At 52.8% G+C, this 23,559-nt stretch carries 25 protein-coding genes; 19 read left to right on the top strand and 6 right to left on the bottom strand.

Annotated features, from left to right (window positions below):
* Positions 1 to 183 precede the first annotated feature (183 nt).
* The 13 genes from K2F33_RS25820 to glpX all read left to right on the top strand — a co-directional run bounded on the left by K2F33_RS25820 (position 184) and on the right by glpX (position 10,924).
* Positions 184 to 705 (top strand): TetR/AcrR family transcriptional regulator, encoded by a 522-nt coding sequence (locus K2F33_RS25820; RefSeq protein ID WP_076166735.1) that lies wholly within the window; start codon positions 184 to 186, stop codon positions 703 to 705.
* A 137-nt stretch (positions 706 to 842) separates the two neighbouring features.
* The gene (locus tag K2F33_RS25815) at positions 843 to 1,853 is read left to right on the top strand and encodes an NAD-dependent epimerase/dehydratase family protein (protein WP_263879549.1); all 1,011 of its coding nucleotides are present in this window, start codon (positions 843 to 845) and stop codon (positions 1,851 to 1,853) included.
* Positions 1,854 to 2,017: 164 nt separating this feature from the next.
* Positions 2,018 to 2,929, top strand: a complete 912-nt coding sequence (locus K2F33_RS25810; protein WP_263879547.1) for an N-acetylneuraminate lyase — start codon at positions 2,018 to 2,020, stop codon at positions 2,927 to 2,929.
* Positions 2,930 to 3,132: 203 nt separating this feature from the next.
* Positions 3,133 to 3,558 (top strand): DMT family transporter, encoded by a 426-nt coding sequence (locus K2F33_RS25805; RefSeq protein ID WP_076166721.1) that lies wholly within the window; start codon positions 3,133 to 3,135, stop codon positions 3,556 to 3,558.
* Between the two features lie 53 nt (positions 3,559 to 3,611).
* On the top strand, positions 3,612 to 4,334 hold the full coding sequence (locus K2F33_RS25800) for a Crp/Fnr family transcriptional regulator (protein WP_263879545.1): 723 nt from the start codon (positions 3,612 to 3,614) through the stop codon (positions 4,332 to 4,334).
* Positions 4,334 to 4,837 (top strand): DMT family transporter, encoded by a 504-nt coding sequence (locus K2F33_RS25795; RefSeq protein ID WP_076166713.1) that lies wholly within the window; start codon positions 4,334 to 4,336, stop codon positions 4,835 to 4,837. Before K2F33_RS25800 ends, K2F33_RS25795 begins: the two co-directional genes overlap by 1 nt.
* Before the next feature lie 15 nt (positions 4,838 to 4,852).
* Positions 4,853 to 5,251, top strand: a complete 399-nt coding sequence (locus K2F33_RS25790; RefSeq protein ID WP_076166708.1) for an NUDIX hydrolase — start codon at positions 4,853 to 4,855, stop codon at positions 5,249 to 5,251.
* A gap of 240 nt (positions 5,252 to 5,491) precedes the next feature.
* A complete protein-coding gene (locus K2F33_RS25785; protein ID WP_089547005.1) occupies positions 5,492 to 5,977 on the top strand; it encodes an RrF2 family transcriptional regulator in 486 nt (161 codons plus the stop codon).
* Positions 5,978 to 6,008: 31 nt separating this feature from the next.
* Positions 6,009 to 6,284 carry a DUF896 domain-containing protein gene (locus tag K2F33_RS25780; protein ID WP_076166701.1) on the top strand — a complete coding sequence of 92 codons (276 nt, stop codon included), beginning with the start codon at positions 6,009 to 6,011 and terminating at the stop codon, positions 6,282 to 6,284.
* A gap of 125 nt (positions 6,285 to 6,409) precedes the next feature.
* On the top strand, positions 6,410 to 7,429 hold the full coding sequence (locus K2F33_RS25775) for an LLM class flavin-dependent oxidoreductase (protein ID WP_263879540.1): 1,020 nt from the start codon (positions 6,410 to 6,412) through the stop codon (positions 7,427 to 7,429).
* Between the two features lie 228 nt (positions 7,430 to 7,657).
* Complete coding sequence (locus K2F33_RS25770; protein WP_263879538.1) at positions 7,658 to 8,449, top strand: alpha/beta hydrolase; 792 nt, start codon at positions 7,658 to 7,660, stop codon at positions 8,447 to 8,449.
* A gap of 230 nt (positions 8,450 to 8,679) precedes the next feature.
* Positions 8,680 to 9,678 carry an LLM class flavin-dependent oxidoreductase gene (locus tag K2F33_RS25765; RefSeq protein WP_089547008.1) on the top strand — a complete coding sequence of 333 codons (999 nt, stop codon included), beginning with the start codon at positions 8,680 to 8,682 and terminating at the stop codon, positions 9,676 to 9,678.
* A 271-nt stretch (positions 9,679 to 9,949) separates the two neighbouring features.
* The gene (gene glpX, locus K2F33_RS25760) at positions 9,950 to 10,924 is read left to right on the top strand and encodes a class II fructose-bisphosphatase (RefSeq protein WP_263879533.1); all 975 of its coding nucleotides are present in this window, start codon (positions 9,950 to 9,952) and stop codon (positions 10,922 to 10,924) included.
* A 71-nt stretch (positions 10,925 to 10,995) separates the two neighbouring features.
* On the opposite strand, the gene K2F33_RS25755 is transcribed toward glpX, so the two are convergent.
* Positions 10,996 to 11,727, bottom strand: coding sequence for a class I SAM-dependent methyltransferase (locus K2F33_RS25755; RefSeq protein ID WP_263879531.1), 732 nt, complete (start codon positions 11,725 to 11,727; stop codon positions 10,996 to 10,998).
* A gap of 179 nt (positions 11,728 to 11,906) precedes the next feature.
* Between K2F33_RS25755 and K2F33_RS25750 the strand changes: the two genes are divergently transcribed.
* From K2F33_RS25750 to K2F33_RS25740, 3 genes are all read left to right on the top strand, one after another.
* A complete protein-coding gene (locus tag K2F33_RS25750; RefSeq protein ID WP_089547011.1) occupies positions 11,907 to 12,407 on the top strand; it encodes a DUF2243 domain-containing protein in 501 nt (166 codons plus the stop codon).
* Positions 12,408 to 13,235 (top strand): cytochrome c oxidase assembly protein, encoded by an 828-nt coding sequence (locus K2F33_RS25745; RefSeq protein WP_263879528.1) that lies wholly within the window; start codon positions 12,408 to 12,410, stop codon positions 13,233 to 13,235.
* 96 nt (positions 13,236 to 13,331) lie between these two features.
* Positions 13,332 to 13,946, top strand: coding sequence for a thioredoxin family protein (locus K2F33_RS25740; protein WP_089547012.1), 615 nt, complete (start codon positions 13,332 to 13,334; stop codon positions 13,944 to 13,946).
* 13 nt (positions 13,947 to 13,959) lie between these two features.
* Here K2F33_RS25740 and K2F33_RS25735 read toward each other — a convergent pair whose 3' ends face one another.
* Both K2F33_RS25735 and K2F33_RS25730 read right to left on the bottom strand, forming a co-directional pair.
* A complete protein-coding gene (locus K2F33_RS25735) occupies positions 13,960 to 15,390 on the bottom strand; it encodes a MocR-like pyridoxine biosynthesis transcription factor PdxR (protein ID WP_263879524.1) in 1,431 nt (476 codons plus the stop codon).
* A gap of 108 nt (positions 15,391 to 15,498) precedes the next feature.
* On the bottom strand, positions 15,499 to 17,553 hold the full coding sequence (locus K2F33_RS25730) for a penicillin-binding protein PBP4(5) (RefSeq protein WP_263879522.1): 2,055 nt from the start codon (positions 17,551 to 17,553) through the stop codon (positions 15,499 to 15,501).
* A 154-nt stretch (positions 17,554 to 17,707) separates the two neighbouring features.
* Between K2F33_RS25730 and K2F33_RS25725 the strand changes: the two genes are divergently transcribed.
* Positions 17,708 to 18,403 carry an FHA domain-containing protein gene (locus K2F33_RS25725; RefSeq protein ID WP_263879520.1) on the top strand — a complete coding sequence of 232 codons (696 nt, stop codon included), beginning with the start codon at positions 17,708 to 17,710 and terminating at the stop codon, positions 18,401 to 18,403.
* A 93-nt stretch (positions 18,404 to 18,496) separates the two neighbouring features.
* On the opposite strand, the gene K2F33_RS25720 is transcribed toward K2F33_RS25725, so the two are convergent.
* A complete protein-coding gene (locus K2F33_RS25720; protein WP_263879518.1) occupies positions 18,497 to 19,012 on the bottom strand; it encodes a CcdC protein domain-containing protein in 516 nt (171 codons plus the stop codon).
* A 208-nt stretch (positions 19,013 to 19,220) separates the two neighbouring features.
* On the opposite strand from K2F33_RS25720, the gene K2F33_RS25715 reads away from it, so the two are divergent.
* The gene (locus K2F33_RS25715; RefSeq protein WP_167372830.1) at positions 19,221 to 20,408 is read left to right on the top strand and encodes a sensor histidine kinase; all 1,188 of its coding nucleotides are present in this window, start codon (positions 19,221 to 19,223) and stop codon (positions 20,406 to 20,408) included.
* Complete coding sequence (locus tag K2F33_RS25710; RefSeq protein WP_263879515.1) at positions 20,392 to 21,057, top strand: response regulator; 666 nt, start codon at positions 20,392 to 20,394, stop codon at positions 21,055 to 21,057. The genes K2F33_RS25715 and K2F33_RS25710 overlap by 17 nt, the downstream gene beginning before the upstream one ends.
* A gap of 15 nt (positions 21,058 to 21,072) precedes the next feature.
* Here the strand turns inward: K2F33_RS25710 and K2F33_RS25705 are convergent, their stop codons facing one another.
* Positions 21,073 to 22,263: a styrene monooxygenase/indole monooxygenase family protein gene (locus K2F33_RS25705; protein ID WP_263879513.1), complete on the bottom strand. Its 1,191-nt coding sequence runs from the start codon at positions 22,261 to 22,263 to the stop codon at positions 21,073 to 21,075.
* Between the two features lie 85 nt (positions 22,264 to 22,348).
* Positions 22,349 to 23,539: a cytochrome P450 family protein gene (locus tag K2F33_RS25700; RefSeq protein WP_263879511.1), complete on the bottom strand. Its 1,191-nt coding sequence runs from the start codon at positions 23,537 to 23,539 to the stop codon at positions 22,349 to 22,351.
* Positions 23,540 to 23,559: the final 20 nt, after the last annotated feature.

Genomic DNA, 23,559 nt, shown 5'->3' with positions numbered 1-23,559 from the left:
GCCATAGGACAAAGATTTTAAATATCATCGTAATACGAGGCGAACCGCAGCGGCGGTCCGTCTCTTTGGTTTATCACCGCTCAGCTTGGGGAAGAGAATTGCATTCCGCTTCATTATCCCCTATACTTCTTAGATAGTGATCAATTACTTACTAATCTGCGTTATGAAAAGGAGTTATGCGCCATGGCAAGAGATGCGTCTACTTCGGTCAACCGAAGAACAGATATTATATCGGCCGCCATCGAGGTTTTTGCCGAAACCGGCTATTACCGGGCCACCACGGCACAGGTTGCACAGCGGGCCCACATTTCGCAGCCTTATGTCTTTCGTTTTTTCTCAACGAAGGAAGCGCTGCTGCTTGCGGCTCTGGAAGTTTCCTGGTCCCGGATGATCGAGTCGTTTCAGCAAGTCGTGAAGTCGGCGTCGCCGGATCGGCTTGAAGCGGAGCTGATTACGGAATACGAGAAGATCATGGAGAACCACCGGAACGAGATTCTGCTGCAGATGCAGTCCCAAACGATTCAGGAAGAAGCGATCCAGGAAGCGATGAGAAACGGATTCCGGGAGGTTCGTCAAATCGTACTGCAGGCATTTCGCGAGGCAGGGATTCCACATCCCGAAGAAAGAACGATGCTCTTTTTGGCCAGAGGGATGCTGTGCAACGTAGCGGATGCGATCAGTCTGCCCGAATTAAAGGAAAGATAAGGGGACGTGAGAGAGGTCTCCTTATCGAAATGAATTTTTTTCATGATTAGTTATTGACCAATCACTAACTGAATGTTATGATGAATCCAAGTTAGTGATTGATCAATCACAAAACAAAACAGAGAGGACGATTTCATATGACGATAAACAAAGCGATGGTCGTTGGAGCCACAGGTGGAACGGGTGCAGCCATTACAGAGGAATTGGTAAAACGGGGAATCCCTACGATTGCGTTCGGAAGATCACGCCAAAAGCTGGAGCAGCTCGCCGGCAGATTGGGAAACCCGGTGCATTTGAAGCTAGCCATGGGAGATGCCATGCGGCCTGCGGAGATCATCGCGCAAGCTGGGAATGCAGACGTCATGTTTCATTGTGCGAACGTACCGTACCATGAGATGGCCAGCAAGCTGATCCCGCTTGGTGAATCCGTAATGGAGGCGGCGGAACAGCTCGCGATCAAAGTGGTTGCGATTGATGGGATCTATCCTTATGGAAGAAGGCAGTCCAACCCGGTCACCGAAGAACATCCGAAACAGCCGCATACGAAGAAAGGGAAGGTTCGTTTGGACTTTGAACACATGCTGCTTGGCAAGCGCTGGAAAAAAGCAAGGGTTATGATCGTCCGTCTGCCGGACTATTACGGGCCGACTGCCAATGAAGCTTCCTATCTGGGTTCAACGCTCGAAGCGATTGCGGCGGGCAAAATGGCCTTTTTCATCGGCAATATGACCGTTCCCCGCGAATATGTCTATTTGCCTGACGCCGCAGCCATGATTGCCGAAGTGGCGGGTCATGACGAAGCTTACGGTCAGAACTGGAACATTCCAGGAGGCGGGCTGATATCGGGATGGGAGATCGTCCGGATCGCGAGAGGGGCCTGTGGAAGCAGCAAACCGGTCATTCCGCTGAAAAAAATAGGGTTATCTCTGCTCGGATTAGGCGTGCCCGTGATGAAAGAGGTCGTCGAGATGCTATACCTGACCGAGGAACCGCTGACGCTGAGCGGAGCCAAGTACGAAAAGTGGATCGGGCCGATTATCGCAACACCGTTCGAGGAAGGCATCACCGCGACGGTCAAAGCACTGCAGCAGGCGAACACATCAGCATCGGTCCAGGCATCACAGACGGCTGACTCTAGAATAGTTTGAGTGTTTGTTATTGATTAATCACTAATTTTAAAACAAAGATTGATTTATTTCCAGATTAAAGGGTTTTATTTGTACAGATTGCAGGATATGCCGGATGGACCGCGAAACATTGGAAGGCAGCAAAAATTAGTGAACCACTATTCGACGACGGGAGAGGGGTACCGATGGACCATAACAAGTTTCATGGGATCTTTACCGCACTCGTAACACCGATGGATAAGCGTCTTGAAGTGGATACCGAATCACTGGAACGACTGGTGGAACACCAAATCGCGCAGGGAATTCAGGGATTCTATGTGGGCGGAAGCACGGCCGAAGGATTTATTCTGACCTCTGAGGAACGGATGAAGGTGCTGGAAACCGTCATTCATGCGGCCAAAGGGCGGGTGACGGTTCTGGCGCATGTTGGCTGTATCAGCACGCTTGAGAGCATCAAGCTGGCCCGGCATGCGGAATCAGCAGGCGCGGATGCGGTTTCCGCTGTCGTACCCTTTTATTATAAGGCGGGACCACAGGAAATCAGGGATCACTATCGGTCCATCATGTCGTCGGTCAGCCTTCCGATGATTATGTACCACTATCCGGGAGCAACCGGGGTGCAGCTGTCTTTGGATTTTTACGAGGACATGGCCCGCAGTGCCCAATGTATTGGCGTAAAATTTACATCCATGAACCTGTTCGAAATGCAGCAAATTCGCAGCCAATGCGGGGTAGATTGGATCATTTGGAACGGCCATGATGAGGTCTGTGCTGCAGGTTTTCTCATGGGCAGCGATGGTGCCATAGGCAGTACATTTAATATGATGCCGAAAATATTCACCCGTATGTATCAAGCCCGGTCTGCCAACGATTGGATGAACGTTAAAGCGCTGCAGGAACAGGCCAATTTGGTCATTGCCCATATGCTACGCTTCGATGTGATACCTTATGAAAAGCACATTTTGTATCTTCAAGGTGTCATTCGCTGTCCTGCGGTACGGCAGCCGCTGCAGCAGTTGACTGATGCACAAAAAGCAGAAATAGCTGAATTTTATGCATCGTCACCCGTTTTGGTTCAGACGGGAATATCCAGCTAACACTTGCGCAGATTAATGAATATATCATGACAGCCGCCTGAAAGGGCGGTTTTTTCGCGCTTGCCAAGAATGAATAGACACTTTGAACACTGACTCATCATGGACTAGAGATCCTCTCCACTCAAGCTGAGGACATATGTCCTATCCTATACCGCCGCGATTGCCTTTTAATAATGACAGAACGATACAGAGGGAGAGGACTTATGAAAGGCATTATATTTGCACTGCTGGGGGGCGCCTGCATTACGCTGCAGGGTGTCGCCAACTCGCGGATCAGCGGGGATATCGGGACGTGGCAGGCCGCGGCGGTAACCCAACTGACCGGCTGTATCCTCGCTTTGATCATCCTGCTGTTTGCACGGGACGGCAGCCGGGAGGGCTTTACAAGCGTCAAGCCGCTGTACCGCATCGGCGGGGCCTTGGGAGCAGTCATCATTTTCAGCGAAGTGACGTCGATTCAGACGATCGGAGTGACCTTTACGATTTCCGCATTATTAATCGCCCAGCTCTGCCTGACATTTATTGTCGATCTGAATGGCTGGTTCGGCATGAAAAAACGGAAGATCAGCCCCGCACAGTTTATCGGGATCGGGATGATGATTGCGGGCGTCGTCATTCTTAAATTTTGACATCGTTGCCGTACGCCATTATGATGGGCCTAAGTTAGAGGGGGACGTTCAAGATGAGAGAGATTCAGGACCGCGGGCTGCTGGCGGATTACTTGCGTCAATATGAGCTGGAGACGATATTTTACGAACCGTTTAGACCGCATTTATCGCTGTATTGCTTTGACCAGGGAGAATTCATCTGCTCGCAGGGAGCACCTGCGGAATATTTATATGTGCTCGTCAGCGGGAAAATTAAAATCTATACCACCTCACCCGAAGGGAAAACGCTGATCCTTAACTTTATGAAACCGCTGGAGATTATCGGGGATATCGAATATCTCAAGGAAACGGATACGGTCAATACCGTTGAAGCGGTCACGACCGTGCATATGATCGGCATCCACCACCGCTGGCTGCGGAAATTTGGACAGGATTACGCTCCTATGCTCCAGTTTCTGCTGGATATGATCACCAATAAGTTTTATATAAAATCCAATTTTCTAAGCCTTAATCTGATGTATCCGGTTGAAGTCCGGCTGGCCAGCTACTTGCTGTCGATCTCTTTCGACGATGCGGACACTTCCGGGCAGGAACAGCGGACAGCGATCAATCTGGTGGATGCGGCCAACTTAATCGGGACCAGCTATCGCCACGTCAACCGGGTAATCCAGAAGTTCTGCAAAGACGGACTCGTGGAGCGGGATAAAGGATATATCCGCGTAATAGACAGGAAAGGGCTTAGCGACTTGGCTGGACAAAATATTTATGAAGTCGTAACGAAAGGAGGAGCAAACTAATGATGCTTGGTCTTGTGTTATCGCTGATCGCCGGCTCCCTGGTGAGCCTGCAGAACATTTTTAACAGTAAAATGAATCAGCGGATCGGCTCCTGGGCCACAACCACGTGGGTGCTGTTCCTCGGGTTTGTCGCATCGTTCGGCATCGGCTTGGCGGTCGAAGGCAAGGGCATGCTGACACTCCAGCATATGCAGCCCTGGTACTGGTTCAGCGGCATGATCGGGGTAGGGGTTGTGTTCTGTCTGATGCAGAGCATGAAGCTGCTTGCGCCCACTTTTGCCATCGCCGTAGTCATGACGGCCCAGCTTGGGTTTGCGCTGATTTGGGACTCGCTTGGCTGGATGGGACTGGAGAAAGTTCCGCTGACTCCGAACAAAGTGATCGGCGTGCTCGTTATCGTGGCGGGAATCGTTGTTTTCAAAATCGGCGAAGGGCGGCTTCCAGCGGGAAAATCTGCTGCGGTTCAAAAAGAGACTGCCGCGTTCGAGCAAGGAAATAGATAAGGAGTGAAGTCGAATATGACGACCATGATTGATAAGGTTGCCTGGATTCAGATTCAGGACGGACGGGTACTCTCCGCACGTTCCAAAGGAAAGGACACGTATTATTTGCCTGGGGGAAAGAGGGAGCCCGGTGAAACCGATGAGCAGACGCTGATCCGTGAAATCAGGGAAGAGCTTACGGTTGCGATCGATCCGGAGACCCTTGCATTCGTGGGAACGTTTGAAGCTCAGGCACATGGCAAAGCGGAAAATGTGACGGTTCAAATGAGCTGCTACACCGGGGCCTATTCTGGCGAGCTCCGCCCATCGGCGGAAATCGAGGAGTTTGCCTGGCTGACCTATGCGGATCGCAGCCGCGTATCGCCGGTATGCCAGCGAATTTTTGACCATCTGCACGAGCGTCAATGGATCTGATCAAGTGTGCCGTGATAAGTAACGGATATTCACAGGAATACGCATTCCTGTCGGGTATCCGTTTTTGTTGTGCTACTGAAAGTTGCAGCAAATTTTTCAATGTAAAACTAATGGTTTACATTTGGTCCGATTTCATATAATCTAATACGGACAATGATTATCCGCTTTAGTCGGTAAAACCAATTTGTTCTGCTCAAATGGGATTGATGGAGACCACATTAATATTGGAGGTGATGACCTATGCATATGAAGACCGGCGTGGAGCAGTGCGTTTATGCGATTTTTCTGCTGAGCATGCTACCGGACAAGGCGGTTCTGCCCGGCGAGGCAATCAGCCAGCAGCTCGGCACTTCCCCGACGTATTTCCAGAAGCTTTTGCGTAAGCTGGTCAGCGCAGATCTGATCACCTCCGTGCCCGGGGTAAAAGGCGGGTTTAAATTGAAGAAAAAAACAGAAGATATCCGTATCTACGATATTTACATCGCCATTGAGGGGCAGCAGTCCCTTTATTCCTCCAGCGGCATTTTCCGGGATATGCTGGAGCTGCGGGACGATCCCGATCCGTGCTGCCTTCTGGCCAATTTGATGGAAGAAGCAGAATCCGCCTGGAAGACCGTACTTCAGCGGGAGACGGTAGCATCCATTTATGACGATGCACATCGGGAGCGTTACAGACAGAAGATTGAATCGCTAAAGGATTGGGTTCACGAAAAAATGGTCGTATAACTAACATACAAACGAGAAAAGAGGGAAAAGCATGATTTCGATTTTAAGCCGAATCAATGAGCTTGCCAAAAAGGAAAAAGAAGAAGGGCTCACCAACGCTGAGCGCGTGGAACAGCAATCGCTGCGCGAGGATTATCTCCGCGAAATCCGCGGGCAGGTGCTGGGCACGTTCTCCCGTTTGACGGTGGTTGACCCGCTGGGCAATGACGTTACGCCCGAGAAGGTCCGCAAAGTGAAGGCCGAGCAGGAGGAGACGGAAGAGGAAGCCCCCGGCGTTGTAAACCGGATTCGCCGCTATTTGGATTAACGGCCGGCGACAGAGCCTTACGCATCTGCACTTTTATCGATCAATATCATTCATTTGCATGACAACTTACGATTCCATTGTCCTACCGACATTCATATAAATTTGCAGGAAAGAAGCTGATACCTATGAGCAACCATGATACGAAAACGCTGGATCAGATCAAGTTTTCCGTTCTTGATTTGGCACCCATCGTCAGGGGTGGAACCGCGGCCGAATCATTTAAAAATACATTGAACCTGGCGCAGCACGCCGAACGCTGGGGTTATAACCGTTATTGGCTGGCTGAGCATCACAACATGCCGGGCATCGCCAGTTCGGCAACGTCCGTCGTCATCGGGTACGTAGCCGGAGGGACCCAGTCGATCCGCGTCGGTTCCGGAGGCATCATGCTGCCGAATCATGCGCCGCTGGTCATTGCGGAACAGTTTGGTACGCTGGAAGCCATGTATCCGGGGCGGATTGACCTTGGACTCGGACGCGCTCCGGGTTCCGACCAACTGACCGCGGAAGCGCTGCGCCGCGACCCGAGCAACGGGCATTATTTTCCGCAGCATGTTCAGGAACTGATGGCCTATTTCGACGAGAAGTCCAAATATAACCGCGTCCGGGCCATTCCGGGGGAAGGACAGCAAGTTCCGATCTGGCTGCTCGGCTCCAGCGATTTCAGCGCTGCTTTGGCTGCTAAGATGGGCCTGCCGTTCTCCTTCGCCAGTCATTTTTCGCCGGATCATACGCTGCAGGCGCTGGCTATTTACCGGAGACAGTTTCAGCCGTCTGCGGTGCTGGACAAACCTTACGCCATGGTTGGAGTAAACGTGTACGCGGCCGATACAACGGAAGAGGCGGAGTTTATCGCCACATCGCATCAGCAGCAGTTTCTCAGCCTGATCCGGAATACGCCCGGCCAACTCGCCCCGCCGGTTAAATCGCTGGAAGGCAACTGGAACGAGTTCGAGAAGGCGCATGTGATGAAACAGATCCGTTCATCGGTCATCGGCAATCCAGAAGAAGTCAAGCAGCAGCTGCAGGCCTTCCTGAATGAGACCCAGGCGGACGAAATGATCGTCAACTCGATGGTCTACGACCCGACGGCCCGCCTGCGTTCCTACGAAATCGTGGCCGAAGTCACCGGCATGAAAAAATGACAGTTTTGAGCGTTATCACAGTTGAGTAACGATCGAAAAGGGGAGAGACTGGCCTATACTACGGCCGGTCTTTTTTTGTTCTTTAGCTCTTTTATCCGCTTGCAGTGGCTGCTTGAACGTTTGAAGGTAACGGGCCGTATTTGGAAAAAGGGAAACGACAACCTTGTCCGGGTGGTGTATAGTTTTGGGAATGTTAGGTCTACACCATTTGAAGAAAGGATGAGTGCTATGCGATTTCCTTTTGATTATCCTGTCCGTGAAATCACCTACAAAGAGGTAAAAGACCGGAAGCTGCGTTTGTATGTGTCCGGACCGGACCTTGCAGCGGCAAACAGGCCGGTGATTTTGTTTTTCCAAGGGGGGAGCTTTCAGCCCAATCCGAAGTTCTCGCCGGCCCAATTTCAACACCAGGCTCATGCATTGGCATCTTTAGGCGTTGTTTCGATCTGCGTGGACTACAGGACAGGGCGGGATGCTGGATTTACCCCGCTGCAGGCGATTATGGATGTTAAATCGGCCGTGCGGTGGGTGCGGCAGCATGCAGAGGAGCTCGGTGTCGATCCGGAGAAGCTGGCCATGTGCGGAGCTTCGGCGGGCGGGTATATTTCCGTATCCTCCATCATGTTCGACCGCTTGAACGACGATGTGGACGATGTGAGCGTGAATGCCGTTCCCGATAAGCTTGTCATCTTTGCGGCCGGGATGGACGGGGTGGACATTATGTCCCGCCGATACCCCGAGCTGCTGCCTATTGCCCAGGAGATCTCTCCTATACATCATGTGCGGCGCTGCCTGCCGCAGACGCTCTGGATATGCGGAACCGGGGACGATTTGTATGAGCAGAACCGCGGCTTTGTTCGAGAAATGCAGGATGCCGGCAACCCGATTACGTTCAAAACTTATGATGGCATGGAGCATGGCTTTTTTAATTACGGCTGGCATAACAACACCTATTTTCATGAAACCAGGCAGGATATTGAGAGCTTTCTCCGCCCGTGGTTGGAGCATACTGCTGAATAAAAGCTTGAATAACGCTGAAGTTTGGCGCTCTGGCCAGAAACGAAAAACGGTCTGTCACCGGATTTTGTCATGCTGACAGCGGGTCAGAGTATCTGCGAATTGATTTGATGCCAGTCTTTACTTTTCGACCAGGATATATTACGATAACGTGGATAATGTTTATCCTCTTTGATGCAGGATAAAGAGATAGCGTTCAGGATGATGTTTAACCTGGAAGGGAAGGTAACCTCATGAAATTAAGTGTATTGGATCAAGCACCCGTTACGATAGGAAATACAGCGGAAGGAGCGCTTCACAAGGCGGAAGAATTGGCCGTTCTGGCCGACGAGCTGGGATACACCCGCATGTGGATGGCCGAACACCATGGGGCGCGCACGTTTGCGAGTTCGGCGCCTGAAGTGACCGCCGCCCGACTTGCGGCCAAAACGCAGTCCATTCGGATCGGCACCGGTGGTGTCATGATGATGCATTATTCCCCTTTGAAGCTGGCCGAGGTGTTCAAGACGCTGAGCGCATTCACGCCTGGCCGGATCGACTTCGGCGTCGGCCGGGCACCCGGCGGAGATACAAGCTCCATGTATGCCTTGTCGGAAGGGCGGCAGCTGATGCTGCACAATATGTATGAGAAACTGAAGACGACGCTGCAGCTGATGAATGATGAGGTTCCGGAAGATAGCCTGTACGCCAAAAACGCCGCATCCCCGGCTCACGTCACTCTGCCTGAGGCATGGCTGCTCGGATCAAGCGGCGACAGCGCGCTTAAGGCCGGAGAGATGGGTGTTGGGTATTCGTTTGCGCAATTTTTCAACGGAGCGATGAGCCGCGAAATTCTGGATATCTATAAAGACCAGTTTAAGCCTTCGGCTTTTATGGAGAAACCGCAGATCAGCGTGACCTATTTGGTGACCGCCGCTGAGACTAGGGAAGAGGCCGAATATGAAGCTCTGCCGCAGGATCTGTTTCGGCTTATGATGGCTAAAGGGCGGCAGATCACGCAGCTGCTCACTCCGGAAGAAGCGCATAATTACCCGTTAACCGAAATGGACCGGATGCTGATCCAGGACAACCGGAGGCTGCATTTGGTTGGCCCGGTTAAGGAAATTGCCGACCGCCTGAAGGAAGAGCAGGAGCTGTATGGATTTGATGAGGCCATGATCTGCAGCATCCCGCATTCCCAGGAAAAGCGGCTGCAGGTATATAAGCTGCTGGCACGCGAGCTTTTACAATAGTATATATGACGTAATAATAGCGTACTTACCTCTTGCGATAATGGAGGGGAGTACGCTTTTTTAGATTATTTATAGGACTTGGATACGATATTCATCCCGTCTATAGCTGCATTAAAAATTAATGATGTCATAAATATTGATAAATAGCTTATTATGACGTAATATATAAAACACAATAAAACGAAGCGGGAGGAGGCTTGGGTTTTCACTCAGCAGCACACGGCAGAATTACCGGATTAACGGGGCATGGAATAGGAGGAGAGGTAAAGAAATGGAACGTCATATTGCTATGGATATGGTAAGAGTGACAGAGGCAGCGGCGCTTGCCGCCGGACGCTGGACGGGAAGAGGGGACAAAAACAGCGCAGATCAGGCAGCAACGGCAGCGATCAGGAAGCAATTCCATTCGATGCCCATAGATGGAACGGTCGTGATTGGCGAGGGGGAAATGGACGAAGCTCCCATGCTCTATATCGGAGAACAAGTGGGGGACCGCCGGGGTCCGAAGGTCGACATCGCGGTGGATCCGCTTGAGGGGACCGAAACGGTAGCCAGCGGTTTGAACAATGCCATATCGGTCATCGCCGCCGCTCCGGCAGGCCAGCTTCTGCATGCGCCGGATATGTACATGGCCAAGCTGGCGGCAGGTCCGAAGCTGGCCGGCCGGCTGTCCCTCGATGATCCGATCGAAACGACGCTATCCAAAGCATCGGCCATACTGAACAAGCCGGTATCGGATATAACGGTATCGATTCTGGACCGGGAACGACATCAGGACATCATTGCCAAGCTCCGGACGATGGGGGCGCGGATCAAGCTGCTCAGCCACGGCGACGTCATGGGAGCGATTGAGGCGGCGATGGAGAGCGAAGTGGATCTGTATGTCGGCTCAGGTGGTGCGCCTGAGGGTGTATTGGCCGCCGCCGCCCTCCGCTGCCTCGGCGGGGAGATGCAGGGAAGACTGCTTCCGGCCGGCCCGCCGGATTTCGAGCGCTGCCTGCGGATGGGGATTCCGGATCCACACAAGCTGCTGACGATGGACGATCTCGTAGGTACAAAAGAAGTGCTGTTCGTTGCCACGGGCGTCACATCCGGATCATTCTTGAATGGCGTGCGGTACCTGCAGGAGGACAAAGCCGAAACCTATTCGGTCGTCATGCACTCGGCCAACAAGACGATCAGCTATCTGCGGACGATTCATGAGCTTCCGGTGCAGGAGGCGTTGGTTCAAGGGGCGGCAATGTAACGCTGGGTGCCTTGCAGTGAGCACCGGCATCGAACCAACAAGGACAGGCGGGAAGCCTGTCCTTGTTGGTTTTATTTTTTCTCAGCAGACAGAATGAGGAACATCGGCCGGCGGGTTTCGTCCTTCATGCCAGGGTGGTGCATCAATTTCGGGTCGGGAAGCGGCTCGCGAACCGCCGTGATGGCAAACCCGGTGCGAATTAAATCGTTGATGTAAGTGGAAAGGGTACGGTGATATTTAATGACATGGTCCGTTAAAAACGCCGTGTTGCGAACTCCTTCATCCTGATAGTGATCCACCGGCCAGTACAGCGGGCTGCCCTGGTCGTCCAGAATCCATTCCTGCTCGGGCCGGGATGTAAAAATAGGATGCTCCACCGAGAAGACGAAGGAGCCGCCCTGCTTTAAGCAGCTGTGTACTTTTTGGCATACGGCATCAAACGACTGCACGTAATGGAAAGCGAGTGAGCTGAGGACGACGTCGAAATGGCCGTCGGGAAAGTCGATATCTTCGATCGGTGCCTGCAGATAGGTGATTGCCCGATCATCTGTTTGTTCCCGTGCGGATTCCAGCATTTTAGCCGAAATGTCTACGCCGACCACCTCAGCTGCATGCTGTTCCCGCGCATACCGGCAGTGCCAGCCAAAGCCGCAGCCGAGGTCGAGAACCGATTTGCCCTGCAGATCCGGAAGCAGTGCTTTAAATTCATGCCATTCCCCTGTAGCCCCAAGCCCGCCGATGGACCGGGGCATCTCTTTATACGCCGCGAAAAAAGCGGAATCGTCATACTTGTTTTGTTTCATAACCGATGCACTCCTTTGTTTGGGATTATTAAACGTTTAATCTTGCTCTCTCTGATCCAATAACTATAAATTGGGCATGACTTCGGGGTCAAGATGATGCTGAGATTAAGGTCATGTTATAACCCGGCATCGACTGGGTATATTGAGAAGAAACAAGTCTTACAAAAGGTGGAAAAACCATGAGTTCTAACGCAACGGAGTCTTCCAATCTTTCAGCCCGGATCACGTATGCCAGCCGCAACCTCTGGTCGGGATTTCTGGCCGGCATCGGATTTATCGCTTTTGTGGATGAGGTCGTGTTTCATCAGCTGCTGCATTGGCATCATTTTTATGACAAATCCACGTCGGCCGTGGGGCTTGTGTCGGATGGCCTGTTTCATGCGCTCAATTGGTTCGCGACGATCGCCGGCATGTTTTTGGTATCGGATCTCCGGCGGAGAAACGCCATGTGGCCGAAACGCTGGTGGGGCGGCATGCTCCTCGGCGTCGGCGGATTTCAGCTGTATGACGGGACGATCCAGCACAAGTGGATGAGGATTCATCAGATCCGGTACGTTGATAACGTCTTCGTATACGACGTCGTTTGGAATGTCAGCGCTGCCGTCATTCTGATCATCGGCATCATGCTGATCGTTCAAACGGGCAGATTAGCGAAGCGGGAAACGGAGAGGGACGGTTAAATGAACATGACAGGACATCACGCAGGTCATCCTGTCGGAGGTCACCATAATGCCGGGAGTCTCCATGATGCGCTCTTCATCCTCTTATTTCTCGTGCTTATCGGCCTCTACGCCGTGGCAGTGAAAGCTGCGAATCGCCGCTCTGACAGATGGCCCGCCATGCGCACGATCTGCTGGATCCTTGGTGTCACTGCTGCGGCAGCAGCGTTAACGGGACCACTGGCGGCAAGGGCACATGACGATTTTTTCTATCATATGCTGGGGCATCTGCTGCTTGGCATGCTGTCCCCACTATTGATCGCATGCTCTGCTCCCGTGACCCTATTGTTGCGCAGCTTAACGATTTCACGGGCGCGCCGTTTATCAGCCTGGCTGAAAAGCCGGCCGATGCGTCTGTTGAGCCACCCGGTTACGGCATCTCTTCTGAACGTCGGAGGACTGTGGGTGCTGTATTATACCGGCTTGTACTCGGCGATGCAGCACCATCCGGTTCTTCATGTTTTGGTGCATGTACATATGTTTGTCGCAGGGTACATATACACCGCGGCGCTGCTCTGCATGGATCCCAGTCCTCACCGGACAGGATACGGATTTCGTGCAGGCATCCTCGTGTTATCACTGGCCGGACATGGAATCTTGGCCAAGGTTCTATATGCATATCCGCCGGGAGGCGTCCCCATAGCCCAGGCTGAATCGGGAGCACAGCTCATGTATTACGGGGGGGATGCCGTCGACCTGATCCTCATCTTTCTGTTTTGTCTGCAGTGGTACAAGTCGGCACGGCCTGGCAAAAGGCACAAGACCGCTTCGTCCCCGGCCGTTTCGTAAAATTGACTTTTTTAAAAAAAGGAAACTGACCATTTCTATAGGGTCAGTTTTGTTTTATGTTGGTAGATATACGAATAAGAAAGGTTGGAAGCGGCGATGACAGAAGCGGTCAATCTAATGCATAAAGTCGGACAAGGGATTACTCCGCAGCAATTTATGGAACGTATGCAGGTCAGAGAAATGGTTAACAGCGGGATACCGAATACCGTTGAAAGGTTTTATGACAAATATCATGGATTCCGTACGCTCGATTCGGCCAGGCGGAGTTTGTTTGCATCTTCAGGTGAGCGATTAGGCATTCGCTGCCTGATCTTATGCACGGACTGGTGTCCGGATGTCATGTGGAACGTCCCCGTGCTGTTTCGGATCATGGAGCAGTCCGGCATCCCGGTTGAAGCGCTGATCATGGAAGAACATCTGGATACGATGGATTTATTTCTGACGGACGGCGGAAGAGCCCAGCCTGTGGCGATATTTGTTGACTGGGGCGGCAACGTGCTCGGCAGGTGGGGGGCGCGCCCAGCCTACATTCAGCAAGTGATGGACGACTTTAAAGCCAGCCTACCGGACCGGCAGTCCCCTTCCTATCAAGAACAGCTGAACCAAGTTTACCGGGACATCGGAGCTCTTTACCTTGAAGGCGACCGGTACCAGGATGTCATTTTGCAAGAGCTGGACGTGCTGTTTCGTCGTTTTGTTCAAACACTTTAGAGATAGAAAGAAATTAGGTGCCGAACCAAGCCTTTTTTAAACGAAGGATACCTTCTTCCATAACCGGAAGCGGAAGGCCGGCAAAGCCCAAATAAACGACAGGAAGAGAGGCATCGGGCGGGTCAGCCCACATAGTGCGGAAATCATACACCCTGACCCGCTGCTGTTCAGCCCGCTGGATCAGCTCTTGAGCGGTACCATGGCGGCGGACGCTCAGCTGAAGGTGAAGCCCCGCATGCTGACCGGTAATATGGACTTGCTCACCCAAGTGAATGCGTATCAGGTCTATCAAATGATGATGCTTCTTGCGGTACAAGCTGCGTGTCTTCCGCAAATGTCTGTACCAGTGCCCCTCCCGCATGAACCGCTCCAGCGCCCACTGTTCCAGGCGCGAAGGTGCATGCAGCAGATCAGGGTGGAGGTTGGATAAGTTGAGCAAGAGTGCGGGAGGAACGACCATATAATTGATGCGGAGCGCAGGCGACAATGTCTTCGAGAAGGTACCGATATAGATAACCCTGCCTTTGTTATCAAGCCCTTGAAGGGAGGGGATCGGCTTTCCCTGATACCGGAATTCTCCGTCATAGTCATCCTCGATAATATAAGCGCCCGCCATTTCGGCCCATGCGAGCAGACGCACCCGCTGCGAATACGGCATGATGCTTCCTGTCGGGAACTGATGCGAAGGTGTGACATATACGGCCTGAAAAGGAACTTTTGCCAGCTTATCCACATGCAGCCCTTGGCCGCTAACCGGGACCGGAACCGCCTCCCAGCCGTATCCGTTCAATAGGTTCCTTACGAGATCGAAGCCAGGCTCTTCAAATGCCACCCGCCGTATCCCGTCCAGAAGTTTAACCAGAATTCCGATGCTGTACGACATGCCGCTGCCGATGATGACTTGATCCGGTGAACAGAGTACGCCTCTGGAATGAGCCAGATACTCCGAGATGGCAGCCCGCAGTCCCGGTTCGCCGCGGGAATCCCCATATCGACCCAGCTGTGCGGCCAATGGCTGTATGGCTTCTTTTAGCATTTTGTTCCATGTCCTGAGTGGAAACGAATCTCCATCCATATGGGTAGGGTTAAAATCGATCCAGTCCATGCCTTCTTCGCGTAAACACTCATGAAATCCTGGTACGGTATGCTTAAGCTGCATACGCCAAGCCGGAGACGTTGTCACGACATTTTGTATAAATTCAGGGTCGTCCACCACGTAAAAGCCCGACTTAGGTTTGTTGATGACATAGCCTTCGACCACCAGCATGTGATATGCGGTTTCGACAGGCGTCTTGCTGATATCGAGCTGCTGCTGAAGCGCCCGTACGGACGGCAGCCGGGTCCCAGCCGCAACTTTCCCTAAGCGGATTTCCTCGCGGATCAAATGATAGAGTTGAAGATATAACGGAGAGCCGGAATGCTCGGGTAGCAGAAGGTCAAACATGGGATACCGCCTTTGCGTAGGATTCGCTGATTCTTGTCCTCATCGTATCACATGAGGGTCTCAATCTGCAGCGATGGCTGCAATGCAAGTTGACGGATTTCTCGACCGTTATTTTGTTTGTAAATTCAGTGTATTTAGAAAAGGCTTCAGCTTGTTCACGACGTAGTGGCTGCCGCCGCGTGCATGTACATTTTCGATCAGTGCGGATATCAGGAAAGAAGATTGCTCCGCGTCAAAGGCGACTACAAATCCATTCTCCTCGCCCTGTTCGCCTTTTTTGGCTTTCAGCTCGGCTGTACCGGTTTTTGCCGCCAGCTTCAGCTCGGCAGAAGACAGCGCGTGAGCGGTGCCGCCGCTTCGGCTGACGACCTGCGTCAGTGCATCTTTGACCGTTCCGGCAACCTGTGGAGTAATGATTTGGATCGCTTGAGGAGATTCTTGATCTTCCTGCCGTAGAAAGAGGATAGGGGGGACAAGTTTGCCTTGCTGGGCGAAGGGAGTGAATGCGACCGCCACATGGATCGGGGACAACAGCATTTCTCCTTGTCCATAGGACGTATCCGCGAGCAGAACTTCCGAAGCCAGGTCCCGGTGGGAGGCGTTGGCATACTGGCTTGGCTTCAGGTTGATCATGTCCAGCCCCCAATTCTCGCCGAAGCCGAATTTGGATATGCCTTCGATAAATTTGCCGCTGCCCATTTCCAGCGCTTCTTGTGCAAAATAAATGTTGTCCGAATACACGAGGGCATCCACCATATTTACGGAGCTGACATCCTTCACCCGCGTGACATAGTACCCGCCCCAGCCCGCGTCTTTTTTCCAATGCAGCCCGTCAATGCGGCGGGTTTTATCCGCTTTGGTTATGCCTTCGGTCAGGCCGGCAGCGGCCGTCACCGCTTTAAACACCGAACCCGGCGCATACCGGGCCGCGAACCGGTTAAAGAAAGGAAGCTCCGGATCCTTGGAATAAGCGTCCCATTCCTGCTGTGACAGGCCGGTGACCATTTGGTTCGGGTCATACGAAGGGGTGCTGACCAGGGCCAGCAGATCTCCATGCTTCGGGTTCATCATTACCGCCGCGCCGGTATCGCCGGACAGCGTACGGTACAGGTCCTGCTGAAGTGCGGAGGCGACCGTAAGGCGGATGTTCTCGCCGTTCACCGCTGGCTTCTGGGCAACGATGCGTTTACGGTTCCCCTTCGCGTCGGTAATTTCGATCAATCCCCCTTTCCGTCCCCGCAGCTGCTTTTCCAGCGATTGCTCCAGTCCGGCCTTGCCAATCCAGTCCCCAGCAGCATAATAGCCGTCTTTATCGTTCTGCAAATCTTCCTGCGTCACCTGACGGACATAACCGGTGAGGTGGGCGGCGGCTTGGCCCAGCGGATAGTACCTCACTTCCTTCGGTCTGACCGAGACGCCCGGCAGTTTCTGGGACAGATCGGTATTGGGAACGTTGGCCATCGGAACAAAATAATCCGGTTTGACCCATTTCTGCGCCAGCTTTTTTTGGATGTATTCCACCGGAAGTTTGAAGTAGGCGGCGATGCTGGAGATCGTCTGATCCGGATGGTCGCCGAGCTCGGAAGGGGTAATCCCCCATTCGTATGCGGTGCCGCGGGTGGCCAGCGGGTTCCCGTCCCGGTCCGTGATTTCACCACGCTGAGGCGTCAATACGCGGACCCTTACTTTGTCGCCGGCGGACATCTCTGGTAGAATCAGAGAAGGATGCCACTCGATGGCCCAGACCTTATCGTGGTCTTGTTCAACCTGAACCAGCTTCATATGGTAATCCCCATCAACATCACCGATTGGGGTATGCCAGGTGGCGGTATAGTCCATGGAATAATGATGGTCCTCTTCAGACTGGAAGGCAGGCCCCTGCGTCACTTTAACGCCGGTAACGCCCATTCCGCTGAAGATCGATTGGTATTTATCGACGAACTGCTCGCGGCTCATTCCCGATTGCTCAAGGGATTCAGGCGTCATGAGGTCGTAGAGCCTGTCAAATTTCATTTCTTTCAGACTGTTGAAGTAAGACTGCAGCGTCTGTTCGGGACCGGGTTCATCCCGCCCCTGGATAAACACGTATATCGCCATGCCACTGGCAACCAGAAAAGCTAACAGCACGTATGTAAAAAATTGTTTTCGCTTCAATCGCTTCATTGCTATAAACCTCGCTTTTGAAATATAATTCACAAGTAAACATGGAAACGGGTATAGGCTAACTATAAAATCAGCCGGGTAGGCAAACAATGGAACAAATCTGACGAATTTATCATTGACGGGAGAAAGAGACAAAGGAAAGTGAGAGGTAGATATGCCGGACAAAATCAAAATCATGATTGATACCGCCGGCCAGAAAGGCCATGGATCGTTTATTTACTTGGAAGAAGGAGAAACCGTGACGGTTGGTAGACATACCGGCTCGGAACAAGGGATGCTCGAGATATACAACCTGCTGGTATCTAAACAGCACTGCCGGATCGCGTGGACCGAAGAGGGGCTCCTAGTCGAGGATTTGGGGAGCAAGAACGGGACCGAGCTGAACGGCCACCGCTTGGACCCCCATGAACCCGCTGCAGTGTCTCCGGGTGACCGCCTAACTTTGGTGAACGGACTGGTTGCTTTGGAGCTGGAGACGGTCATGGACCTGGAGGAAACGAGGGAGTATGTTTTTTCGGGGTGGCCTGAAGACGATGTGCGCTTGAATGACGATATGCAGAGCGTTCAGATTGATGAGGAGACGGTCCCGCTATCTAAGAAGGAATACCAGCTGTTTAAGCTGATGCACAGCCGGCTGGACCATTTTGTGACCCGGGACGAAATTATGAGATATGTATGGCCCGAGCGCTGTATCGATGATACTGAGCTGGTTGGCATTGACGAGGTCAATTCACTGATTTACCGGACGAACAAGAAACTGCAAGGATATTTCGTCATCAAGTCGGTGTACAAAAAAGGCGTCTATATGAAACGGGAGCATCAAGATGCGGATTCTGCGGTTAGCAGATGAAACGAGAGTAAATAGAGAAGCGGAAAGAACCCGCCCGATTTTTCGGGGGGTTCTTCTGCGTTTCAAGCTTATTTACGGGGGACATTCCTGCAGCTAGGATCGCTGCAAACCTTTCTGCTTGTTCAGCAGGATTACATTGTAAGTTACGTAGTAGGCGAACATGATCAGCATCAAGCCCGCAGACCAACTGCTGCCCATCACGGCCAGCCGGTCGGACATCTGTGCTCCTTGCTGAAAATAACCCGATTGGACCATATCGATAATTCTGTAGATCAGCCGGACAAAAAACAGCAGGGATACGGTACCGGCGATCCAGGCGCTGGAGCGGTACAGCACCTTGCCGTTGCGATGCTCAAACGCGGTCACCGTAGAGCTGTACCATGCCAGGGCGGTACCAAGTACAATCCCGGCGACATCGGAAACAAGACTGACGGGATGCATGGCTCCCTCAGCAAAAAAGATCAGTCCGACCAAACTCAGAATGATGGTCATCGTCCGGACCCGGCGATGTTTCAACTCCTGCCAGCCGAATGTGCGGCGGAAACGTAAATATATGCGGTATATAACAAATAAACCTAGTACGATCCAAATGAGCATTTGAACACTCATCTTCGATTGCCTCCTTCATCATTTAGCCTGTCATCATCATATCCCGTTTTCGCCCGATGATTCGACTACCCGGGGATGGATCTTCACGATCGCTCGCCTATATCTGCAGATAGAGATTTGCCGCCATCCGGCTTAAATGTTGGATTTTGTCCACGGACCGAGCTACAATGTTAGAAATTACGCAGACGCTAAAGGAGGAAGGCGGTCGGTGAAAAGCAACTTTTATGGCAGAATCCTGTCTATTGCGGCTGTCCTGCTCTTTCTGCTTGACCGGCAGGAGCTGTTTAGCGATCCTCCGGAGAAAATAATGCTGCATCTGATGATTTGGATAACCTTTTCGAGTATTCTTCTAATCAGGAGATCATGGTGGACGGTAACACGGGCAGTCCTAGCCGCTTCTTTGATTTCCGTGGAGTGTTTGATCGGGATCTTATGGTTTCATGAAATCAAGTTGCTGTATTTTCTGGTGATTCTGCTGTTCGCCTGGGTGATGCGGTTGACGGCTTCCAAAGCTTATGTCCCCTTGATTATCGCCATGGTCGTATCAGCCGGATTGTACATCCGTTTTGGTGAAAAGGATGTGTTTGACTTTCTCTCCTTTGTACTGCTTGGACTTGTCCTCTACTTCTTTATTCGCAGTCGTATGGAAAGAAGGCGCATCCACGAATTGAATGAGCGCCACTTGAAGGAGCTTCAAGAAGCTTATGAACAACTTCAGGACGCCTCTGCAACGGCAATGCAGTACGCTGTGCTGGAGGAGAGGGCCCGGATCGCCCGCGACATCCATGATGCGGTAGGTCACAGTCTGACGTCGCTTATCGTGCAGATGCAGGCACTGCGTTATATGATTAAGCAGGATCCGGTCCATGCAGGGGAGACACTGGAAGAGATGCTGTCTGTGGCCCGCCAAGGGCTGCAAAATATCCGCGAGTCTGTCCACGCTTTGGCAGGGGATCTATCTTTTTCCGGCATGACAGCACTGAAATCATTGCTTATCCGGATGGAAGCAACAGCATCCATTAGTTATAACTTTCAAGCGGATATCAATGATGAAGATCTGCCTGCGGAGACGTATGAAACGTTGTTCCGCGTGCTGCAGGAATCCGTCACGAACGTTATTCGTCATTCGAATGCGACGCAGGTGGAAGTGAATCTTTCAAGGGAAAACCATCAAATCACGATGATCATTCGAGACAATGGCACGCTGAATGGGGAACACGGCATCAACGAGGGCTTTGGCCTGAAAGTCATGAGGGATCGGCTGAAGGAGAAAGGCGGTAGCTTACAGTACCGCATTCCGGAAAGCGGCGGATTTGAAATCGTTGCGGCTCTGCCGGCTGAAGACCGGCCACGGCCTGAGGCAGAAAGAAGGGATAAGGATGAACGAAAACATTAAGGTTTTGCTGGCCGATGACCAGACGATGATCCGCCAGGGATTTGGGTATTTGATCGGGCTTCAGCCCGATATGACGCTGGTTGGTGAGGCGTCGGACGGGGGTGAAGCCGTTGAAATGGCCACTCGGCTTGGTCCGGACGTCATTTTAATGGATGTTCAGATGCCTGTCATGTCGGGAATTGAAGCGACTAGGGAAATTATGAGACGGCTGCCAAAGATGAAGATCGTTATCCTGACGACGTTTGATGACCAAGAGTACATCTACCAGGGAATTCGAGCAGGGGCAGTCGGCTACTTGCTGAAGGATGCAGAAGTGGAAGACATGCTGGGGGCCGTCCGGTCTGCGCATCGGGGGGAAGCGGTGTACAGAACGGCGTGGGCTGCGAGCGTCATGCTGCGCGTTGCATCCCCCGGGAAGTACTCGCAGCCCGATGAAGCGGGCATGAATCTGGCGGAGCCACTCACTGAACGGGAGCGTGAGATATTACAGGAGATGGCGTATGGTCTACGGAATGATGAGATTGCCCGTAAATTGGTCATTTCCGAAGGCACGGTCAAATCACATGTTCACCGGATCCTGCAAAAATTCGGCTGCCAAGACCGGACGCAGGTCGTGGTCATTGCGCTTCGCAGCGGTATGGTAAAATAAACAGCCAGCCTTCCCCTAGCGGGGAAAAGGCTGGCTGCTGTGTTGTTCAAAGAAGCTGCGGTACGCTTGCGTCGGATCTTCAAACCAATGGGCTATGCGGTCCGCCGTATTCTGGTCTGCTGCCGCTTGCATCAGAAGCTCGGCAATATGTCCCGGCAGCGGCTGGGTCATGGCGTTGGTCCATTCGGTCACGGCCTTGATATAAGGCTGCGTCCGGTTCCAATATTCGCTGCCGACCGACTCGTCCCAATCAGCATCCGCATGGGCCAGCAGCGTCTCGTACAGCTGCTCGGCAGCGTACGAAGCCGTATTGCAGCCCTGCCCGGTGATCGGGTCGGCAAGGAATACGCTGTCTCCGCATCCCAGGATGAGCGTGCCATTATGCATGACATACGGGCGGTGAACCGCAGGGGTGACGGCCGTGAGCAGATATGCGTTGTCGTCAATCAGCGCGAATTTGGCCGGATCGATCCGCCCGGCAATCTCCGAGAGGTGTTCCTCCACCACGCCAAGCATCCGCTCGGCAAAAGCATCCGGTCCCTTCACGCCGACAAAAGCATCCAGTGCTCCGCCCGGAACCGCTTCAATAAACAGTATTGTGGCCCGTCCGTTTGATGTAACGGCAGGAATCTCGAACATTTCACCGGTGCCGGGCATCACCGTAATGGAAATGCCTTCGGGCTCGACCGGACGTATACCGGAAAAATAACCGACAATGCATTTCCGCTGCGGCGTCCGGAAGGGCGTCAGGCTCTCATCGACGGGAAAAGAGGCGACCGGTCCCGATTTGCCGGCTGCGTCGATGATCAGGTCGAATGAGGCGGCGAGTGCATCCAGATCACCAGCCGAAATGCGTCCATGGCGGAACCGAACGCCATCTTTGGCCAAATCCTCCATGGCATCCGCAAACCGGATGCGCTGATCGGTAGAAGTGGCGATGCCCGTCAACTGCCCGGTAAACAGTTTTTGTCCGCCGAGCTGAAAGTGAATGGTCCGGATCTGCGGCGCATCGCTGTTCGCGGGCATGTGCACACGCCGCTCGCGCGCAAGTGTCGGCTGGAAATGAACCTGTGTCGAACGGACCCTTCCGCTGCGGACCTCATCAGGCTCTTCATGATGAAGCACCGTGACGTCAAAATCGTCCTTCAGCGCATAGGCCAGCTGCAGTCCGGCCGTTCCGCTTCCGATAATGCCGATTGTTCTCATGAGTGATCTCCTCCTTGATCTTGGGGACTATTTAAAAAGCATACCTTCGAGCCCGGATGGACCAACAGGGAACAATTGACTAATTTTAGCTCAGACGAAGCGGGATTTCTTTCACCCCGCGCACGATCATGCCGGGTCTCCATTCCAGATCCCCGATCTCTCCTTCAAGCGCAAAGTCGGGAAAACGCCGCAGCAGCGTATTGACCGCAATCTCTCCCTCCAGGCGGGCGAGCGGGGCGCCAAGGCACAGGTGTATTCCTTTGCCGAACGCCAGATGCGGGCTCTTGCCGCGGGTAATGTCAAACAGGTCCGGGTCCTCAAACTGGGCCGGATCCCGGTTGGCTGCATCGAGCGCGACGATCACGAGGTCGCCCCGCTGGAATAGCTGGCCCCTGAATTCCAGATCCTCGGACGCCCAGCGGGAGGTGCTGAATTCCACGGGGCCGTTGTACCGGAGCATTTCCTCAACGGCTCCCTGGATGAGTTCCGGCCGGTCCTGAAGGAGCTTGCGCTGCTCCGGATATTCGAGCAGGGCCAGCACGCCGTTGCCGATCAAATTGACCGTCGTCTCATGACCGGCGATGATCATTAGCGTGACCACCCCGTACAGCTCTTCCTCCTTTAACCGGTCCCCTTGGTTTTCCGCGATCACCAGCTCGCTGATCATGTCGTCACCTGGCTGCTCGCGGACCTTCGCGAACCATTCTTTTAGATATGCGATAAATTCGTTCATGTGACGGGTGACATCCTCGCCCATTTTCTGATTCGAGGCTTCAATAATAGAGTTCGACCACACCCGAAACTTGTCCTGATCCTCCGTGGGCACGCCCAAAATTTCACTGATGACGATGATCGGCAGCGGAAAAGCGTAATCGTCAATAAGGTTCAGACGATCCTTGCCGGAGACCGCATCCAGAAGCCTGTCCGCAATTTCCTGGATATGATCCCGCATGCTTTCGATTCGCTGAGGCGTGAAGCCCTTTTGCACCAGACCGCGAAGACGTTTGTGATCCGGCGGGTCGGAGAACAGCATGTTTTTGGAGAACACGCTTGGATGCTCCTGCCCGACGAATTTGGTCATGTCCTTGATGAACCTCGGATCTTTCAGCACGGCCGCCGCATCCTCGTAGGTGCTGATGAGCCAGCCGGTTTGCCCGTTCGGAAGCATGACTTTCACAACGGGATCGCTTTGACGCAGTTTCTCGTACACGGGGTAAGGATTGCGGGTAAAGTCGCTTGTAAACAACGCATTTTTCGGAGTTTCGCTTGCATGCATAGACAATGGACTCCTCTCGA

The sequence above is a fragment of the Paenibacillus sp. PSB04 genome (genome assembly GCF_025809195.1).
In the GTDB taxonomy this organism is placed as follows: Bacteria; Bacillota; Bacilli; order Paenibacillales; family Paenibacillaceae; genus Paenibacillus_AQ; species Paenibacillus_AQ favisporus.
The sequence above is the reverse complement of the archived record's forward strand: the minus strand, read 5'-3'. Positions and strand labels throughout refer to the sequence as shown.

Excerpts from the sequence above, each read along its gene's own strand:
- K2F33_RS25820 (WP_076166735.1), top strand. The coding sequence starts at position 184 with ATGGCAAGAGATGCGTCTACTTCGGTCAACCGAAGAACAGATATTATA.
- K2F33_RS25815 (WP_263879549.1), top strand. The coding sequence starts at position 843 with ATGACGATAAACAAAGCGATGGTCGTTGGAGCCACAGGTGGAACGGGT.
- K2F33_RS25810 (WP_263879547.1), top strand. The coding sequence starts at position 2,018 with ATGGACCATAACAAGTTTCATGGGATCTTTACCGCACTCGTAACACCG.
- K2F33_RS25805 (WP_076166721.1), top strand. The coding sequence starts at position 3,133 with ATGAAAGGCATTATATTTGCACTGCTGGGGGGCGCCTGCATTACGCTG.
- K2F33_RS25800 (WP_263879545.1), top strand. The coding sequence starts at position 3,612 with ATGAGAGAGATTCAGGACCGCGGGCTGCTGGCGGATTACTTGCGTCAA.
- K2F33_RS25795 (WP_076166713.1), top strand. The coding sequence starts at position 4,334 with ATGATGCTTGGTCTTGTGTTATCGCTGATCGCCGGCTCCCTGGTGAGC.
- K2F33_RS25790 (WP_076166708.1), top strand. The coding sequence starts at position 4,853 with ATGACGACCATGATTGATAAGGTTGCCTGGATTCAGATTCAGGACGGA.
- K2F33_RS25785 (WP_089547005.1), top strand. The coding sequence starts at position 5,492 with ATGCATATGAAGACCGGCGTGGAGCAGTGCGTTTATGCGATTTTTCTG.
- K2F33_RS25780 (WP_076166701.1), top strand. The coding sequence starts at position 6,009 with ATGATTTCGATTTTAAGCCGAATCAATGAGCTTGCCAAAAAGGAAAAA.
- K2F33_RS25775 (WP_263879540.1), top strand. The coding sequence starts at position 6,410 with ATGAGCAACCATGATACGAAAACGCTGGATCAGATCAAGTTTTCCGTT.
- K2F33_RS25770 (WP_263879538.1), top strand. The coding sequence starts at position 7,658 with ATGCGATTTCCTTTTGATTATCCTGTCCGTGAAATCACCTACAAAGAG.
- K2F33_RS25765 (WP_089547008.1), top strand. The coding sequence starts at position 8,680 with ATGAAATTAAGTGTATTGGATCAAGCACCCGTTACGATAGGAAATACA.
- glpX (WP_263879533.1), top strand. The coding sequence starts at position 9,950 with ATGGAACGTCATATTGCTATGGATATGGTAAGAGTGACAGAGGCAGCG.
- K2F33_RS25755 (WP_263879531.1), bottom strand. The coding sequence starts at position 11,727 with ATGAAACAAAACAAGTATGACGATTCCGCTTTTTTCGCGGCGTATAAA.
- K2F33_RS25750 (WP_089547011.1), top strand. The coding sequence starts at position 11,907 with ATGAGTTCTAACGCAACGGAGTCTTCCAATCTTTCAGCCCGGATCACG.
- K2F33_RS25745 (WP_263879528.1), top strand. The coding sequence starts at position 12,408 with ATGAACATGACAGGACATCACGCAGGTCATCCTGTCGGAGGTCACCAT.
- K2F33_RS25740 (WP_089547012.1), top strand. The coding sequence starts at position 13,332 with ATGACAGAAGCGGTCAATCTAATGCATAAAGTCGGACAAGGGATTACT.
- K2F33_RS25735 (WP_263879524.1), bottom strand. The coding sequence starts at position 15,390 with ATGTTTGACCTTCTGCTACCCGAGCATTCCGGCTCTCCGTTATATCTT.
- K2F33_RS25730 (WP_263879522.1), bottom strand. The coding sequence starts at position 17,553 with ATGAAGCGATTGAAGCGAAAACAATTTTTTACATACGTGCTGTTAGCT.
- K2F33_RS25725 (WP_263879520.1), top strand. The coding sequence starts at position 17,708 with ATGCCGGACAAAATCAAAATCATGATTGATACCGCCGGCCAGAAAGGC.
- K2F33_RS25720 (WP_263879518.1), bottom strand. The coding sequence starts at position 19,012 with ATGAGTGTTCAAATGCTCATTTGGATCGTACTAGGTTTATTTGTTATA.
- K2F33_RS25710 (WP_263879515.1), top strand. The coding sequence starts at position 20,392 with ATGAACGAAAACATTAAGGTTTTGCTGGCCGATGACCAGACGATGATC.
- K2F33_RS25705 (WP_263879513.1), bottom strand. The coding sequence starts at position 22,263 with ATGAGAACAATCGGCATTATCGGAAGCGGAACGGCCGGACTGCAGCTG.
- K2F33_RS25700 (WP_263879511.1), bottom strand. The coding sequence starts at position 23,539 with ATGCATGCAAGCGAAACTCCGAAAAATGCGTTGTTTACAAGCGACTTT.